Source organism: Agrobacterium sp. MCAB5 (assembly GCF_052114365.1).
GTDB classification, from domain to species: Bacteria; Pseudomonadota; Alphaproteobacteria; order Rhizobiales; family Rhizobiaceae; genus Agrobacterium; species Agrobacterium tumefaciens.
Genome location: NZ_JBFREP010000015.1, coordinates 95,891 through 111,584 on the forward strand (window position 1 = coordinate 95,891; position 15,694 = coordinate 111,584).

13 protein-coding genes are annotated in these 15,694 nt (G+C 60.3%); 8 read left to right on the top strand and 5 right to left on the bottom strand.

The window, feature by feature from the left end; genetic code table 11:
• The first annotated feature begins 137 nt into the window (after positions 1-137).
• The 5 genes from AB4Z23_RS24765 (at position 138) to AB4Z23_RS24785 (ending at position 6,973) form a co-directional block, all read left to right on the top strand.
• Entirely contained in the window at positions 138-2,054 is a 1,917-nt protein-coding gene (locus AB4Z23_RS24765) for a bifunctional 5-dehydro-2-deoxygluconokinase/5-dehydro-2-deoxyphosphogluconate aldolase (RefSeq protein ID WP_035200205.1), read from the top strand.
• Positions 2,051-3,877, top strand: coding sequence for a 3D-(3,5/4)-trihydroxycyclohexane-1,2-dione acylhydrolase (decyclizing) (gene iolD, locus AB4Z23_RS24770; protein WP_035200203.1), 1,827 nt, complete (start codon positions 2,051-2,053; stop codon positions 3,875-3,877). Before AB4Z23_RS24765 ends, iolD begins: the two co-directional genes overlap by 4 nt.
• Before the next feature lies 1 nt (position 3,878).
• Positions 3,879-4,787, top strand: a complete 909-nt coding sequence (gene iolE, locus AB4Z23_RS24775) for a myo-inosose-2 dehydratase (protein WP_060642660.1) — start codon at positions 3,879-3,881, stop codon at positions 4,785-4,787.
• Positions 4,788-4,887: 100 nt separating this feature from the next.
• Positions 4,888-5,700, top strand: coding sequence for a 5-deoxy-glucuronate isomerase (gene iolB / locus AB4Z23_RS24780; RefSeq protein ID WP_013762346.1), 813 nt, complete (start codon positions 4,888-4,890; stop codon positions 5,698-5,700).
• Between the two features lie 145 nt (positions 5,701-5,845).
• Positions 5,846-6,973, top strand: a complete 1,128-nt coding sequence (locus AB4Z23_RS24785; RefSeq protein WP_441360921.1) for a Gfo/Idh/MocA family protein — start codon at positions 5,846-5,848, stop codon at positions 6,971-6,973.
• A gap of 133 nt (positions 6,974-7,106) precedes the next feature.
• On the opposite strand, the gene AB4Z23_RS24790 is transcribed toward AB4Z23_RS24785, so the two are convergent.
• The 3 genes from AB4Z23_RS24790 to AB4Z23_RS24800 all read right to left on the bottom strand — a co-directional run bounded on the left by AB4Z23_RS24790 (position 7,107) and on the right by AB4Z23_RS24800 (position 10,033).
• Positions 7,107-8,069, bottom strand: a complete 963-nt coding sequence (locus AB4Z23_RS24790; RefSeq protein WP_013762344.1) for a 2-hydroxyacid dehydrogenase — start codon at positions 8,067-8,069, stop codon at positions 7,107-7,109.
• 299 nt (positions 8,070-8,368) lie between these two features.
• A complete protein-coding gene (locus AB4Z23_RS24795; RefSeq protein ID WP_004430963.1) occupies positions 8,369-9,391 on the bottom strand; it encodes a LacI family DNA-binding transcriptional regulator in 1,023 nt (340 codons plus the stop codon).
• A gap of 132 nt (positions 9,392-9,523) precedes the next feature.
• Positions 9,524-10,033, bottom strand: coding sequence for a MarR family winged helix-turn-helix transcriptional regulator (locus AB4Z23_RS24800; RefSeq protein WP_004430960.1), 510 nt, complete (start codon positions 10,031-10,033; stop codon positions 9,524-9,526).
• Positions 10,034-10,112: 79 nt separating this feature from the next.
• Here AB4Z23_RS24800 and AB4Z23_RS24805 point away from each other — a divergent pair, with 79 nt between their 5' ends.
• From AB4Z23_RS24805 to AB4Z23_RS24815, 3 genes are all read left to right on the top strand, one after another.
• Positions 10,113-10,913: a creatininase family protein gene (locus AB4Z23_RS24805; RefSeq protein ID WP_060642662.1), complete on the top strand. Its 801-nt coding sequence runs from the start codon at positions 10,113-10,115 to the stop codon at positions 10,911-10,913.
• 115 nt (positions 10,914-11,028) lie between these two features.
• On the top strand, positions 11,029-12,150 hold the full coding sequence (locus AB4Z23_RS24810) for a CobW family GTP-binding protein (protein ID WP_441360922.1): 1,122 nt from the start codon (positions 11,029-11,031) through the stop codon (positions 12,148-12,150).
• A gap of 244 nt (positions 12,151-12,394) precedes the next feature.
• On the top strand, positions 12,395-13,387 hold the full coding sequence (locus tag AB4Z23_RS24815) for a WD40 repeat domain-containing protein (protein WP_013762340.1): 993 nt from the start codon (positions 12,395-12,397) through the stop codon (positions 13,385-13,387).
• A 216-nt stretch (positions 13,388-13,603) separates the two neighbouring features.
• On the opposite strand, the gene AB4Z23_RS24820 is transcribed toward AB4Z23_RS24815, so the two are convergent.
• Together AB4Z23_RS24820 and AB4Z23_RS24825 are read right to left on the bottom strand one after the other, a co-directional pair.
• Entirely contained in the window at positions 13,604-14,785 is a 1,182-nt protein-coding gene (locus AB4Z23_RS24820; protein WP_013762339.1) for an MFS transporter, read from the bottom strand.
• A 190-nt stretch (positions 14,786-14,975) separates the two neighbouring features.
• On the bottom strand, positions 14,976-15,623 hold the full coding sequence (locus AB4Z23_RS24825; RefSeq protein ID WP_441360923.1) for an outer membrane protein: 648 nt from the start codon (positions 15,621-15,623) through the stop codon (positions 14,976-14,978).
• Positions 15,624-15,694 lie beyond the last annotated feature (71 nt).

The window sequence follows — 15,694 nt, forward strand, 5'->3', positions numbered from 1 at the left end:
ATGATCCAAATTCATGAAACGGGCATTCCATAATTGTCCGTCTCGTGAATGCACCCGAAGGTGGTGAGACAGAAAGTGGGCGGAGGAGGCCCACTGACATCAGGCTCCCTCAATGCGGGGTCCGAAGGAGGAAGCTTTTGAAAAAACTTGACCTTATCACGATCGGGCGCTCGTCGGTCGACCTTTATGGTTCACAGGTCGGCGGCCGGCTGGAGGACATGGCCTCCTTTGCCAAATATATTGGCGGCTCCCCCACCAATATTGCGGCCGGCGCTGCGCGGCTCGGCCTTGCCAGTGCCGTCATCACCCGCGTTGGTGACGAGCATATGGGCCGCTTCATCCGTGAACAGCTGGTGCGCGAAGGCGTGGACGTACGCGGCGTGAAAACCGACCCGGAGCGGTTGACGGCGCTGGTGCTTCTCGGCATTCGCGACCAGAACCAGTTTCCGCTGATTTTCTATCGCGAGAACTGTGCCGACATGGCGCTCAGCGAAGACGACATCGATCCCGCCTTTATTGCCGAAGCAGGCTGTGTCTGCGCCACCGGCACGCATCTGTCGCATCCGAAGACGGAAGCGGCCGTACTGAAGGCGCTGAAACTTGCCCGCGAAAACGGTGCGAAAACAGCGCTCGACATCGACTATCGACCCAATCTCTGGGGTGTTGCCGGCCATGGCGATGGCGAAAGCCGCTTCGTGGAATCGCAGAAGGTCACCGCCAAGCTGCAATCCACCCTGCATCTCTTCGATCTGATTGTAGGCACGGAAGAAGAATTCCACATTGCCGGCGGCTCGACCGATACGCTGGCCGCACTGAACGCCGTACGCAAGGTGTCGAACGCGACGCTGGTGTGCAAGCGTGGCCCGATGGGTGCTTCGGTTTTCGCCGGCGAAATTCCGGCAAGCCTGGACGATGGCGAGACGGGCGAAGGTTTCCCGATCGAGGTCTTCAATGTTCTCGGCGCGGGCGATGGTTTCATGGCCGGGCTTTTCCGTGGCTGGCTGCGCGGCGAGGACTGGCCGACAACGCTGAAATACGCCAATGCCTGTGGCGCCTTTGCCGTTTCCCGCCACGGCTGCACGCCCGCCTATCCGAGTTGGGAAGAGCTGCAATATTTCTTCAAGGCCGGCATCCGCAACAAGGCGCTGCGCAAGGACGAGGCGCTGGAACAGGTGCATTGGTCAACCAATCGCAAGGGCGAATGGGACACAATGCGCGTCTTCGCCTTCGACCATCGCATGCAACTGGAAGCGATCGCCGACGAACTCGGCATTAAACATGAGCGCATCGGCGCCTTCAAGAAGCTCTGCCTCGAGGCCGCGCAAACGGTCGCCGGTGGCAAGGCGGGTTACGGCATTCTCTGCGATGGCCGCCTCGGACGCGATGCGCTTTTCGCAGCCAGCGGCTCCGGTCTGTGGATCGGCAGGCCGGTGGAATGGCCGGGTTCGCGCCCGCTGACGCTGGAACCGGAACTCGGCAAGGATTTCGGCGGGCTTTCCGAATGGCCGCTGGAAAATGTCGTCAAGGTTCTGTGCTTCTATCACCCGGATGATACCGACGAAATGCGCGCCGCGCAGGAGGAGACGGTGATGCGTCTGTTCCAGGCGACACGCCGCAACCGGTTGGAAATGCTGCTCGAGGTCATTCCCTCCAAGGTCGGCCCGACCGACGATCTGACCGCCGCGCGCATCATCGAACGCTTCTACGAGATCGGCGTTTATCCCGACTGGTGGAAACTGGAGCCGATGAAAACCAAAGCCGCCTGGAAAAATGCCTGCGACGCCGTGCATCGCAACGATCCTTACGTGCGCGGCATCGTCGTTCTTGGTCTCGACGCACCGCAAAGCGAGCTGGAGGAGAGCTTCCGCCTTGCCGCCGGTTTCGATCTGGTCAAAGGTTTCGCGGTTGGCCGCACGATTTTCGCCGACGCCGCGCGGGGTTGGCTCGGTGGCAAGATCACCGATGAGGAAGCGGTGAAGGACATGGCGCAGCGCTATACCAGCCTGTGCCGCATATGGGATGAGGCGCGCGCCAAAAAGGGAGAGGCAGCGTGAAGACAATCAGATTGACGGCTGCGCAGGCTATGGTTCGTTACCTCGCCGCGCAGATGAATGAGCATGGCGAGACCTATATTGCCGGTGTCTGGGCCATCTTCGGCCATGGCAATGTCGCCGGCATCGGCGAGGCGCTTTATGGCATTCGCGAGGAACTGCCGACCTATCGCGGCCAGAACGAGCAATCCATGGCGCATGCGGCGATTGCCTATTCCAAGCAGCTGCGTCGCCGGCGGGCAATGGCGGTCACCTCCTCCATCGGCCCCGGTGCTGCCAACATGGTAACGGCGGCAGCGCTCGCCCATGTCAACCGCCTGCCGGTTCTTCTCATCCCCGGCGATGTCTTCGCCAATCGCGGTCCCGACCCCGTGCTCCAGCAGCTGGAGGATTTCGGCGACGGCACGATGACGGTGAATGACTGCTTCCGCCCGGTTAGCCGTTATTTCGATCGCATCATGCGCCCGGAACAATTGCTGACCGCCCTTCCCCGCGCCATGCGCACCATGACCGACCCTGCCGATTGCGGCCCGGTAACGCTTGCCTTCTGCCAGGACGTGCAGGCGGAAGCTTATGATTATCCCGTCAGCTTCTTTGAAAAGCGCGTCTGGCGGCAACGCCGCCCGGAACCGGATGTGGTGGAATTCGAAGAGGCCGTCGCCGCGCTGAAGGCTGCGAAGAACCCCGTCATCGTTGCCGGCGGGGGTGTGCATTTTTCCGGCGCCACCGAAACGCTGAAGCGTTTTGCGGAAACCCATTCCATTCCGGTCGTCGAAACGCAGGCCGGCAAATCGGCACTGGCGTGGGATCACGATCTCAATTTCGGCCCGGTCGGCGTCACGGGTGCCGAAAGCGCCAATATCATAAGCGAGAAAGCCGATCTGGTGTTCGGCGTCGGCACCCGCTTTCAGGACTTTACCACCGGTTCCTGGGCGCTGTTCAAGAACCCGGACCGCAAGATCCTCGCCCTCAACGTGCAGCCCTATGACAGCGCCAAACACGATGCGATCAGCCTGACGGCGGATGCGAAGATCGGTCTCGAAAAACTGTCGGCCGCCCTTGGCAGCCACCGCTTCACGGCACCGGATGCCAAGCTCAAGGCGGCATGGTTCGAGAAGGCCGATGCCGATACGGCGGCACCGGGTGAGGAAAACGCCAACAGCCTGCCCACCGACATGCAGGTGATCGGCGCCGTGCAGCGCCAGTCGCGCGACAATACCGTCGTCATGTGCGCGGCGGGCACCATGCCGGGTGAGCTGCACCAGTTGTGGAAATCCAAGCTGCCGCTTTCCTATCACATGGAATACGGCTTCTCCTGCATGGGCTATGAGGTTGCCGGCGGCCTCGGCATCAAGATGGCGGAACCGGACCGGGACGTGATCGTCATGGTCGGCGACGGCTCCTATATGATGATGAATTCCGAGCTTGCGACATCGGTTGCCATGGGCGTCAAGATCACGCTCGTCATCACCGATAACAGGGGTTACGGCTGCATCAACCGGCTGCAAATGGAAACCGGCGGCGCGGAGTTCAACAACCTTTACGCCCACACCAACGTCAACCCCATCGCCATCGACTTCGTCGCCCATGCCGGCTCTATGGGCGCGGATGCGCGCAAGGTTTCCACCATCGCCGAGTTGGAAGCGGCGCTTGCGGCTGCTCGCGAATCCAGCCGCACGACTGTCATCGTCATCGATACCGACCCCTATCCGACCCCGCAGGCCGGTGGCCACTGGTGGGATGTGGCGGTACCCGAAGTTTCCGACCGGGCCGAAATCGGACCGGCGCGCGCGCGCTACGAAAACCATATCAAGGAAAGACAGTAAGATGATCCGTTACGGAACCAACCCGATTGCCTGGTCCAACGACGACGACCGCACGCTGGGCGCCCATATCAGCCTTGAACAATGCCTCGACGAAACCGCCAAGATCGGCTTCGACGGCATCGAGAAGGGCCACAAGTTCCCGACTGACCCGGAAGGCCTGAAGGGTGTGCTTGCGCCGCGTAGCCTTTCCTTCGTCTCCGGCTGGCATTCGCTGAACCTTCTGACCGACAGCATCGAATCCGAAAAGAAGGCCATGCAGCCGGCGCTCGATCTGCTGAAAGCCATGGGCTCGAAAGTCATCATCGTCTGCGAGACCTCGAACGCCGTTCACGGTGCCGACGACACGGCGCTGGTTGACCGTCCGCGCCTTGCGGCCGAGGACTGGGCGAAGTTCGGCGCGGGTGTGGAGGCGCTGGCGGCCTATGCTGCCGAACAGGGCATCACCCTCGTCTACCATCACCACATGGGAACCGTGGTCGAGAGCGAAGACGAAATCGACCTTCTGATGAAGCATACCGGGCCGAAGACCCATCTGCTCCTCGATACCGGCCATTGCCTGTTCGGCGGCGGAGATCCCGTGCGCGTCGCGCAGAAATACATGCACCGCGTCGGCCATATCCACGCCAAGAACGTGCGGCCGGTGATTGCCGATCAGGTTCGGAACGAGCGGCTTTCCTTCCTCGAAGGCGTTCGCCGCGGTGTGTTCACCGTGCCGGGTGACAGCGAGGGCGGCGTAAACTTCCCGCCGGTTCTGAAAATTGCCGCCGAGCACAATTACAGCGGCTGGCTGGTCATCGAGGCCGAACAGGACCCGGATGTGCGCAACCCCTTCGAATATCAGAGCCTCGGCCTGAAATCGCTGAAGGCTTTTGCGCGTGAGGCCGGACTGGACAAGGCTCAGGCGGCTTGAGGCCCTTTACTCCCTCATCCCTGTGACAAGCACAGGGATGAGGGAAACGCGGGAATAGCCGCCCGAAAAATTGAACGACTGACCAAAAAGGAACACCAACATGACCTCACTTCTGCGCAAGCCGGTCGCGACAAGCGGCAAGGTGCACGACATCACGCCCCAAAGCGCGGATTGGGGTTATGTCGGTTTCGGCCTTTATCGTCTGAAGCCCGGTGAAACCGCAGCCGAGAAGACTGGCGATACGGAAGTCATTCTGGTGCTTGTCGAAGGCAAGGCGAAGATTTCCGCCGGGGGCAAGGAGTTCGGTGAACTCGGCGACCGCATGAACGTGTTCGAGCGCAAGCCGCCGCACTGCGTTTATGTCCCCGCCGGCTCCGAATGGTCGCTGACAGCCACGACGGATTGCACCGTCGGTGTCTGCACCGCACCGGGTGAAAAAGGTAGCCGCGAAGCGCAACAGATCGGTCCCGATGGCGTGCAACTGACCGAGCGCGGCAAAGGCGCCAATACGCGCTACATTTTCCCCATCGCCATGGAAGAACGCGATGTCGCCGATAGTCTCCTGGTGACGGAAGTGTTCACCCCGTCGGGCAACTGGTCGTCCTATCCGCCGCACCGGCATGACGAAGACAATTACCCCGATATGACCTATCTGGAAGAGACCTATTATCACCGTCTCAACCCGGCACAGGGTTTCGGTTTCCAACGCGTTTTCACCGAGGATGGGTCGCTGGACGAGACCATGGCTGTAGCGGACGGCGATGTCGTGCTGGTTCCCAAGGGACACCACCCCTGCGGCGCGCCTTATGGCTACGAAATGTATTATCTGAACGTGATGGCCGGGCCGATGCGCAAATGGCGCTTCAAGAACCACCCCGATCACGACTGGATTTTCAAGCGCGACAATCCCTGAGGCATGCCAGCGTCCACGGCACCCTCCTCATCCCTGTGCCTGTCACAGGAATGAGGGGCGAGGAAAGTCCGCGTCGCGATTGCCGTAGAGAAAAAAGCAATCGAACGTATTGATTTCATCGTAATGATTTAGGGGAGAAGAGACCATGGCCGCTCTTGGCGTTGGCCTTATTGGCACGGGTTACATGGGCAAGTGCCACGCTTTGGCGTGGAACAACGTCACCAGCGTTTTCGGCGATGTGGAGCGTCCACGACTGGTCACACTGGCAGAGGTCAATCCCGAGCTTGCGGCGAAGAAGGCCGCCGAGTTCGGTTTCGCCCGCTCGACCGGCGACTGGCACGATCTGCTTGCCGACCCTGAAATCGATGTGATCTCGGTCACCACACCCAATGCCTTTCACCCCGAAATGGCGATTGCCGCCCTTGATGCCGGCAAACACGTCTGGTGCGAAAAGCCGATGGCGCCTGCCTTCACGGATGCCGTGAAGATGCGCGATGCGGCCCGCCGTTCGGGCAAGGCGGCGGCCATGGGCTACAACTACATCCAGAACCCTGTCATCCGCCATATGCGCCGCCTTATCGACGAAGGCGCGATCGGCAATGTCTACCATGTCCGTGCGGAAATGGATGAGGACTTCATGGCGGATGCCACCCAGCCCTTCTACTGGAAGAGCGAAGCCTCCTCCGGCTATGGCGCGCTGGATGATTTCGCTGTTCATCCGCTGTCACTTCTGTTTTCCCTTTTCGGCCATGCCGAAAGCGCGATCACCGATATGGTGAAGCCTTACGAGACGCGGCCGCTAAGTGGCGGCGGCGAGCGCGCTGTGGAAACGCATGATCTTGCCAGCGTGCTTCTGAAGCTCGAAGGCGGCATTTCGGCGGTGCTGATCGCCAACCGCTCGGCCTGGGGTCGCAAGGGCCGTATCGCCATCCAGATTTACGGCTCCACCGGCTCGATCCTTTTCGACCAGGAGCGGATGAACGAATTCCAGCTCTACACCACGGACGGGCGCCCGGAGGAGCAGGGTTTCAGAACCATTCTCGCCGCCCCTCACCACAAGCCGTATGACCGCTTCATCCCCGCACCCGGCCACGGGCTCGGCTTCAACGATCTGAAGGTCATCGAGTGCCGGGAACTGATCGCGGCCGTCGAGGGCAAGACGGCGCATATCATCGACTTCGAGGAAGGCCTGAAGATCGAGCGCAGCATTCATGCCATGGCCCGGTCCTTCGCCGAGGGACGATGGGTCGCGACGAGTGAGATTGCGGAATAGGCAGAGGCGGGGTTAGCGCGGAACTTTGCCTCTTTCGTCATGCTCGGGCCTGTCCCAAGCATCTGCAACCGATTGATTTAACGCTACGTAGTTGGATCCTCGGGACAAGCCCGAGGATGACGGCGGAGAGGTGTTATCCCTTAACCGGCGTTTCCGGCACCGGCGTCAGCACCTTGCCATCCCTAAACCAGCCGAGAATATTGTCGGCCACCAGATCGGCCATCGCATTGCGCGTCGGGATGGACGCAGAGGCGACGTGCGGCAGCAGGGAAACGTTCGGCAGTGACAGGAACGCTTCCGGCACCTTCGGTTCAGCGTAGAACACATCGAGACCGGCAGCACCCACCGCACCGCTCTTGAGGGCCTGCAAAAGCGCATCCTCATCGACGCTGGAGCCGCGTCCGACATTGATGAACACGCCCTGCGGACCAAGTGCCGAGAGGATTTCCGCGTTGATCGCCTTGTGCGTTTCAGGGGTGCCGGGCACGATGCAGATCAGCGTGTCGACAGCCTGCGCCATCTCCTTTAGCGAACCGTAATAGGTATAGGGCAGGCCGTCGCGCTTGCTGCGGGTATGATAGCCGATCTCCACCTTGAATGGCTCCAGCCGCTTGGCGATTTCCTGGCCAATGCGGCCCATGCCGAACAGGCCGACCTTGCGGCCGCGCAGGGAAAACGGCGAAAGCGCGAAGGGGCCTTCGCCAACCCATTTTCCCTCACGCAGCCAGGTTTCGGCCTGATAGAGACGGCGAACCGTGTTGATCAGCAGCGCAATCGTCGTGTCCGCAACTTCGTCGTTCAGCACATCGGGCGTATTGGTCACCACGATACCGCGCGTGGCGGCATGTTTGGCATCAACGCCATCATAACCGACGCCGAAATTGGCGATGATCTCGAGTTTCGGCAGCGCATCGATCCATTTGGCGTTGACGACGCCTGAAACGGCGATGGCATTAATGCGCTCAGCCGCACCATCAGGCAGAACCGGCTCAGCACCGGCGGGCACTGTCACGATCTCGACTTTGCCTTCGAGGCGTTCGAGCACGCGCGGGTTGATCTTGCCGGGAACGAGAACGACGGCTTGTCTGTCAGACATGGGTGGATATTCCTCCTGATTGCATTCCGATATCGTCAGAGCGGATTCATGGGCGAACCACTCGCCATCCCGCTCTTCTGGGCCGCGATCTTTTCAAACAACGGCGGCCGTGAAAAGGGCAATAAGGGGAAGCTATGGGGGCAGACGGAAGTTTCATGCCGTTTTTTTACGCGCCCGCCTCCGTCATGCCGCACTTGAGGCGCGCGTCGGCGGGGCGCAAAGAGTCTTTCCAGCTCAAGGGCTTGAGCTGGCTGGCTTTAGGCTGAAGGCCGGAATGACGAAAGAGAGGGAAACGCTGCTCAAACCCTCGGACGCACCGGCCCTGTCGACTGGCGGATGCGCATTTCCGGCTTGATGAGGTGCACGCCATCCGGCTCGTGGCTGCCCGCCAGCCTGTCCAGAAGCGCGCGCGCCGCAAGGCGCCCCACCTCGGCCTGTCCATTGGACACCGTGGTCAGCGCCGGCGTGGCGATGGCCGCCTCCTCCAGATCGTCGTAACCCGTCACGGAAATATCCACGCCCGCCACCAGTCCGGCGCGCGAAATGCCGTTCATCAGGCCGATGGCGACCAGATCGTTCCAGCAGACGGCAGCGGTGGGCTTCTGCGGCAGCGACAGGAAATGCACTGCGGCCTCGAAACCGCCCTGCTTGGAGCGTGGGCCGGGAATACGCAGGTTCGGATCGACCTCGATTCCCGCCTTGCGCAGCGCGTTGACATAACCCTGATAACGATCGCGGCCGGTCGAGGTCTGGTCGGTACCACCAACCATGGCGATGGTGCGATGGCCAAGACTGATCAGATGATTGGTCGCAAGCGAAATGCCATAGCTGTCATCGCCGCGATAGGTCGGCATGTCGACGCCCTCGAGCGAGCGGGCCACCAGAATGGCGGGCATGCCGTTTTCCTCAGCCAGCGTCATGTCCTCGATCGGCGTGCCGATGGCGGGCGACATGATGATACCATCAGAACCAAGTTGCAGCAGCGTTTCGATGAAGGTGCGCTGTTTTTCAACCGAATCATAATGGTTGGACAGAATGAAGGTCTGGCGGCTGCGATCCAGCTCGGTTTCGATGGCCTTGAGAATTTCCCCATAAAACGGGTTCATCACATCGTGGAACACCACGCCGATAATGCCGGAGCGCGAAGTGCGCAGGCTGGCGGCCCGGCGGTTGTAGATGTAACCGAGCGCCCGGGCCTGTTCCTTGATCTTGTCGCGAGTGTCAGAGGCGACCAGCGGACTGTCGCGCAATGCAAGGGAGATGGTGGCAGTCGATAGACCGAGGCTTTCGGCGATCGTCGACAGTTTGATCTTTTGTGCCACGGCATTTCTCCCCAAACCCATGTCATTGACAGACGTTTCTGTTTAAATCGCAATTAAACAATTTAAACAAAATCCGCAACCGGTTTAAGGAATATCAACAAAAAGACAGTGGTTTTTTAAAAACTCAACAAATTATTGAAGGTTGGTATCGATCACCTTGAGAAGTTTAACCACCGTCCTGATGTCCTTGGCCGAAAGCCCCTCAATCGCCCGCGCACCGCAATTTGCGATGGATACGTTGATATGTTCGACGCTTTTCAGGCCCGTCTCCGTCAGTTTCACCAGTGTTACGCGGCCATCCTCGTCATCGCCACTGCGCTCCACGAAGCCCTGGGCTTCCATGCGGCCGATGGTTCGCGTCATGGTCGGCGCCTTGACACCAAGTTTCTGGGCGATCTGCCCAGGCGTGAGGCTGCCTTCCTGCGCCAACGCCAGAATAACGCCGTCCTGCCCGGCATAAAGGCCGCTTTCGGCAAGGCTGTGGCTCAGCGCCGTGCGCATGGAACGGGCGGCCTGGGTGATGGATTGCGCCAGTTCCTCAGGGTTGAAATTCTCATCCCTCTTTTTGGCGTCCTTTACTTTCTTGGTGCCCTTGTCCTTTTTGGCGCCCTTGTCCTTATGCCCAGTTTTGTCCTTGCTCATATGCGAGTGCCTTTTACCCTGTGGCGGAACCGATATATGTTGCTGGAAATCCTTACCGAATGCACGCGCGGACTGCCAGATGCCAAACTCATACACGCATTATCACGACGAAAACGTAACAGACCCTCATCTTCGCGCAACAGGTGCAATTTCAGTGCTGCCGCTCGGTGCGCACGAACAGCACGGGCCGCACCTGCCCTTCGAGACAGACACGCTGATTGCGGCGGGCATTGTCTCCCGTTTGGCTGCTGTTTTGCCCGCCAGTCTGCCGGTCTCCTTCCTGCCGGTGGAGCCCGTTGGATATTCCATCGAGCACATGAATGTGCCGGGCACGAAGTCGTTGCGTTACGATGAGGCCGTTGAGCGCTGGCTCGGCATTGCTAAGGCCGAATATGAAAAAGGCGTGCGCAAATTCGTGATGTTGAACGCCCATGGCGGCAATTCGCCATTGATGACCATCGTCGCCACCGAGGCGCGCGCCCGCTTCGGTATGCTGGCGGTCGCCACCAGCTGGACTCGTTTCGGCGTGCCGGTGGATATCGTGAAGCCTGAAGACAAGGCGATCGATATCCATGGTGGCGATATCGAGACGTCGGTCATGCTGGCGCTTTGCCCGGAGCGGGTGGCGATGGAAAAAGCCGCCAACTTCCCCTCCCGCCAGAGCGATTTCGCCAGCCGTTTCAGGCATCTGCGTGCCTATGGTCCACACGCTTTCGGTTGGCTTATGGGCGACCTGAACCCGGATGGCGTTGCCGGAAACGCCGCCGCCGCCTCAGCCGAGAAAGGCGAAAGGATCATTTCCCATGCCGTTTCGGGCCTTGTCGAACTGCTTGAAGACGTCCACGCTTTTGACATAACGTTATTTCATAACAAAATTTGAAAAACTGCGCCGAAACCAGCCAGAATCCCTTTGAACTGCCCGAACGTCGCGCCTATATGGACGTCGACACTTATTCCTTGAGGCCTCAACCGGCCTTTCTCCACGCGAGGTTTCCATGACCGAAACAGCACCAGCCAAGCCCATTCCAGTCACCGTCCTGACGGGATATCTAGGCGCCGGCAAGACGACGCTTCTCAACCGTATCCTGTCCGAGAACCACGGTAAGAAATACGCTGTCATCGTCAACGAATTCGGCGAGATCGGCATCGACAACGATCTGATCGTCGAATCCGACGAAGAAATCTACGAAATGAACAATGGCTGCGTCTGCTGCACGGTGCGCGGCGACCTCATCCGCGTGGTCGAAGGCCTGATGCGCCGGCCCGGCCGATTCGACGGCATCATTGTCGAGACCACTGGCCTTGCCGATCCCGTTCCGGTCGCCCAGACCTTCTTCATGGATGACGACGTGCGCGCCAAGACCGAGCTTGACGCGGTGGTCGCACTTGTCGATGCCAAGCACCTGCCGCTGCGCCTGAAGGACAGCCGCGAAGCCGAAGACCAGATCGCTTTTGCCGATGTCGTTATCGTCAACAAGACCGATCTCGTTTCGCCGGAAGAAGTCGCCCGCATCGAGGATATCGTGCGTGCCATCAATCCCTCTGCGCGCATCTACAAGACCACCCGTTCCGGCGTCGATCTCGCCCGCGTTCTCGACCAGGGCGCCTTCAATCTGGAACGTGCGCTCGAAAACGATCCGCATTTCCTCGAGCACGGCCACGAGGATCACGCATGCGGTCCTGATTGCGACCACCACCACCATGATCATGGGCACGACGGCCATGACCACCATCATCACGACCATGATCACGCGCACCACGATCATGACCACGGCCACGATCACCACCACCATGGCGCCGCCTCCCCGATTCATGACGTAACGGTGCAGTCGGTGTCGCTGCGCGGCGGCGAAATGAACCCTGAGCGCTTCTTCCCGTGGATCCAGAAGGTCACCCAGACGGACGGCCCGAACATCCTGCGCCTCAAGGGCATCATCGCATTCAAGGGCGATGCGGAACGTTACGTGGTGCAGGGCGTGCACATGATCATCGAGGGCGATCACCAGCGCCCGTGGAAGGAAGGCGAAAAGCGCGAAAGCCGCCTTGTCTTCATCGGCCGCGAACTCGACCGCGAAAAGCTGGAAAAGAGCTTCAACGCCTGCCTTGCCACGGCTTGACATCCTTGACGGGGCACCGTGTCACCCTTGGTGTTTTCGGTGCCCGTCCTCACTTTCGACGTCATCCTCGGGCTTGACCCGAGGAGCCATTGCGGCCAGCATATGGATGGTCGAGTGATCCCCGGGTATGACCCGAGGACCGACCTTGACGCCACGGGTTGAAACCGCACCAACGGGTCTTCCCGACCTGGTCTGCGACCGAAATCCATCAATGACAAACACATAGACGAAAGACCGATGCCCCATGCCGACTGTTGCCCCGCTTGATATCGAAGGCCACGTGGTCTCGACCCATTTTCTCGGCGACATTCCGCTGTTTGCCACCGCCGCCGGCACCATTCACCGGCTGGATGGCGGCGAGAAGGTCACTGAGGCGCATGAGGGTCTGCTGACCTGCATCCGCGATCCCTATAGCGCCACGCTGCTTTCCGGCGGCGAGGACGGGCGCGTGCTGCGCATTGGCCATGATGGCAGCCTCAGCGAGATCGCCAATGTGCCGCGCAAATGGGTGGGCGTCGTTGCGGGCGGACCGCAGAAGGCGGTCGCTTATGGTGTCGGCAAGTCCAGCTTCGTGCGCCTCTCGGACGGCACGGTCAAGGAATTCAAGGAAGAACGCACGGTGGAGGCAATAGCCTTCGCGCCCAAGGGCCTGCGCATTGCCGTTGCACGCTATAACGGCGTGACGCTGCATTGGGTGGCGAGTGCAGGCGATCCGGTCGATCTGGAATGGAAAGGTGCCCATACCGGCGTCACCTTCTCGCCTGACGGTAAGTTCCTCGTCACCACCATGCAGGAAAACGCCCTGCATGGCTGGAAGATGGAGGCCACCAAGGGCGGCATGGAAGCCCGCCATATGCGCATGACGGGTTATCCCGCCAAGGTGAAATCCGTTTCGTGGTCGGCAAAGGGCAAGTGGCTCGCCTCATCAGGTGCCCCGGCCGCGATCGTCTGGCCGTTTTCTGGCAAGGACGGCCCGATGGGCAAGGCACCCGAAGAACTCGGCAGCCGCGCCAACATCATGGCTACCAATGTCGCTTTTCACCCGCTGGAAGATGTGCTGGCCATTGGCTTCATTGACGGCATGATCCTTGGCGTGCGGCTTGCGGATGGCAAGGAAGCCCTGCTTCGCCGCCCCGGCAAGGGCGCCATTACCGGCATGGACTGGAGCGCCACCGGCAAACTGCTCGCATTTGCCTCCGAGGCAGGCGACTGCGGCATTGTCGATATTTCGGCGTAAGGACAGCAACAGGCGCACGTCCGGTTTCGACGGATGGCTCGATACGGCTCAATATCCGCCCTCATTCCTCTGCTCGTCACGGGAATCTAGCCAGCCCAAGTCCTTGGGCTGAAAGGGGCTCTTTTCGGACGCAGACGCGCATCGACTGGATTCCTGTGACAAGCACAGGGATGAGGGCTGATAGGTGTCAGCGCCAGAAACCTCGGCGTTGTCTCGCTATTCGCTGACCTGACGCCGCGTCAGGAACAGCAGCAGCAGGGCTGCCCCTGCACCAACCGAAGCAAGTCTGATCGACGTACCGAAGCTTGCATATTGCGACACAAACCCCATAAGCGGCACCGCAAACAACCCGGCAAGGAAAATGGAATTCATGTAGAGCGCGGTCGCCCGCGCGGTGCGTCCGCGCGCAAAGCCCTGCACGAAGGTGAGGCACGTGCCGGCGCAAAGCCCGTAATAGGCCCCTTCAAGTGCTGCTCCGAACAACATGGCCGGAAGGGTCTGGACCGAGGCTATGACGTTGAAGGCGACGATTGCCATCACCGCAGAGATGCAAAGAAGGATGCGGGCGCTGACCCGGCGCATGATCCTTGGCGCAAGCAGGATCAGCAGAACCTCCATCGCGCATTTGACGCTGAGCGACAGGCCCGGCACGTAATCCGGCAGGCCCACCTCGCGCACCAGAAATACCGGCAGGGCCGAGGCGCACAGGGCGTGGGCGAAAGACATGCAGAAGCTGGCCGCTGCCGCCATCAACAATGGCAGGTTGCGCCGCGTATCGTTGTCGCCCTCTTTCCGTCGTTCCATCGGGCACGTCTGGCCGCGCGGCACGAAGGCAAGGGCAAGACCGCCCCAGATGGCCGCCATCAGCATGGCATTCATGAACACGGCCTGCGCACCGGCAAGATCGAGGATCAGATAGGCGGCGGCCGGAAGCAGCATCCATGCCAGCGACACCATTGTCCGCAGAAAGGCGTTATAGGCAGGTGCATCCAGTGCTTTTACCCGGCCATAATAGCGACCATAACTGAAAATCAGGGTACTGGCGGCGTTGGAAAGCCCCATTCCCGTTGCCGTCACCGCCACGAGCAATGCCAGATGCCCGGAGGTCGCCGCCGCCGCTGCGATAAAAGCACCAAACACAGAGAGCAGCAGCAATGGCCGCACCCGCACACCGGCATCGACACGTTCGCCATAAGTGCGGCTGGCGATGATCGAAGCAACCATTGCCGTCACGCTGTAGAGACCAAGCGTGGCCGGCGGGTGACCAAGGACCTGTATGATGTAAAAACCGATAAATGGCACAACAGCCGCATTGGTGCCGCCGGCGATGAAGACCAGCACGGCAATCATATAGGCCTGACGATCAAAAACGCCCGGCGAGGTGTTTTTCTGTAGCATGGGAGAATCGACTGGAGATCGGCAGCGGGAAGTGGATTGATGCCACCATCACACCAAAAGGGTATGCTGTTCAAGCCCGAGCGGAAGGCGATGTGTGTTTTCGTTCCTCACGAAGCACACCACCCCTGTTTCCTTAAGCACCGGGGCGTCGCAGCGCTTGCGCCGCCCCTTGTCGAAGACGGAAAAACCGTCAGAACTTCACGCCAAGGCCAACCTTGACGACATGTTCGCTGACATCGCCGGTCGAAGTGATCGGACCGGTATGGTAGGTTGCCTTGCCGAAGTCGTTGTAACGATATTCGACGCGTCCAAACAGGTTGTTGGTAAAGGCATAGTCTACACCCGCGCCGACCGTCCAGCCGTGCAGCACCTTGCTGTCCTCACCGAAGGGCGCCTTCACTTCGCTGTCCGTCGCGGTGTAGCCGGCAGCGGTGTAGATCAGCGCCCGGTCGATCGCATAACCGGCGCGCAGACGCGCGGAGCCGTTCAGGCCTGCGGAAACCTCGCTGGTGACGATGGTCTTGTCGCCCCAGGCATAACCGAGATCGCCCTCGACACCCAGAATGATGGAGGGGGCCACTTCAGCGTTATAACCAGCGAAACCGGAAAAACGGCCGCCGTCAAATTCATGCTTCGTGGTGACACCGAAAGTGGTCGACTTCACGCGGTTCCAGCCATAACCGGCGGAGGCACCGACATAAACACCGTCCCAGGAAAAGGCAGGCGCAACATCGTTGACGACCGGTGCCGCTGGAATATCGCCGACGGCGTCGGCGGCAACGGATGCGTCAGAAAGAATGCCGAGCAGGCCGAKGGCGAGAAGAGATTGTTTCAACATGCGATAGCTCCTTGAAAATACCATCCCGGCACCTGCGTGATGCGAGTTTTCGCGACCAGAAACGCAGCGTA

Excerpts from the sequence above, each read along its gene's own strand:
- iolE (WP_060642660.1), top strand. The coding sequence starts at position 3,879 with ATGATCCGTTACGGAACCAACCCGATTGCCTGGTCCAACGACGACGAC.
- iolB (WP_013762346.1), top strand. The coding sequence starts at position 4,888 with ATGACCTCACTTCTGCGCAAGCCGGTCGCGACAAGCGGCAAGGTGCAC.
- AB4Z23_RS24785 (WP_441360921.1), top strand. The coding sequence starts at position 5,846 with ATGGCCGCTCTTGGCGTTGGCCTTATTGGCACGGGTTACATGGGCAAG.
- AB4Z23_RS24790 (WP_013762344.1), bottom strand. The coding sequence starts at position 8,069 with ATGTCTGACAGACAAGCCGTCGTTCTCGTTCCCGGCAAGATCAACCCG.
- AB4Z23_RS24800 (WP_004430960.1), bottom strand. The coding sequence starts at position 10,033 with ATGAGCAAGGACAAAACTGGGCATAAGGACAAGGGCGCCAAAAAGGAC.
- AB4Z23_RS24805 (WP_060642662.1), top strand. The coding sequence starts at position 10,113 with ATGCCAAACTCATACACGCATTATCACGACGAAAACGTAACAGACCCT.
- AB4Z23_RS24810 (WP_441360922.1), top strand. The coding sequence starts at position 11,029 with ATGACCGAAACAGCACCAGCCAAGCCCATTCCAGTCACCGTCCTGACG.
- AB4Z23_RS24815 (WP_013762340.1), top strand. The coding sequence starts at position 12,395 with ATGCCGACTGTTGCCCCGCTTGATATCGAAGGCCACGTGGTCTCGACC.
- AB4Z23_RS24820 (WP_013762339.1), bottom strand. The coding sequence starts at position 14,785 with ATGCTACAGAAAAACACCTCGCCGGGCGTTTTTGATCGTCAGGCCTAT.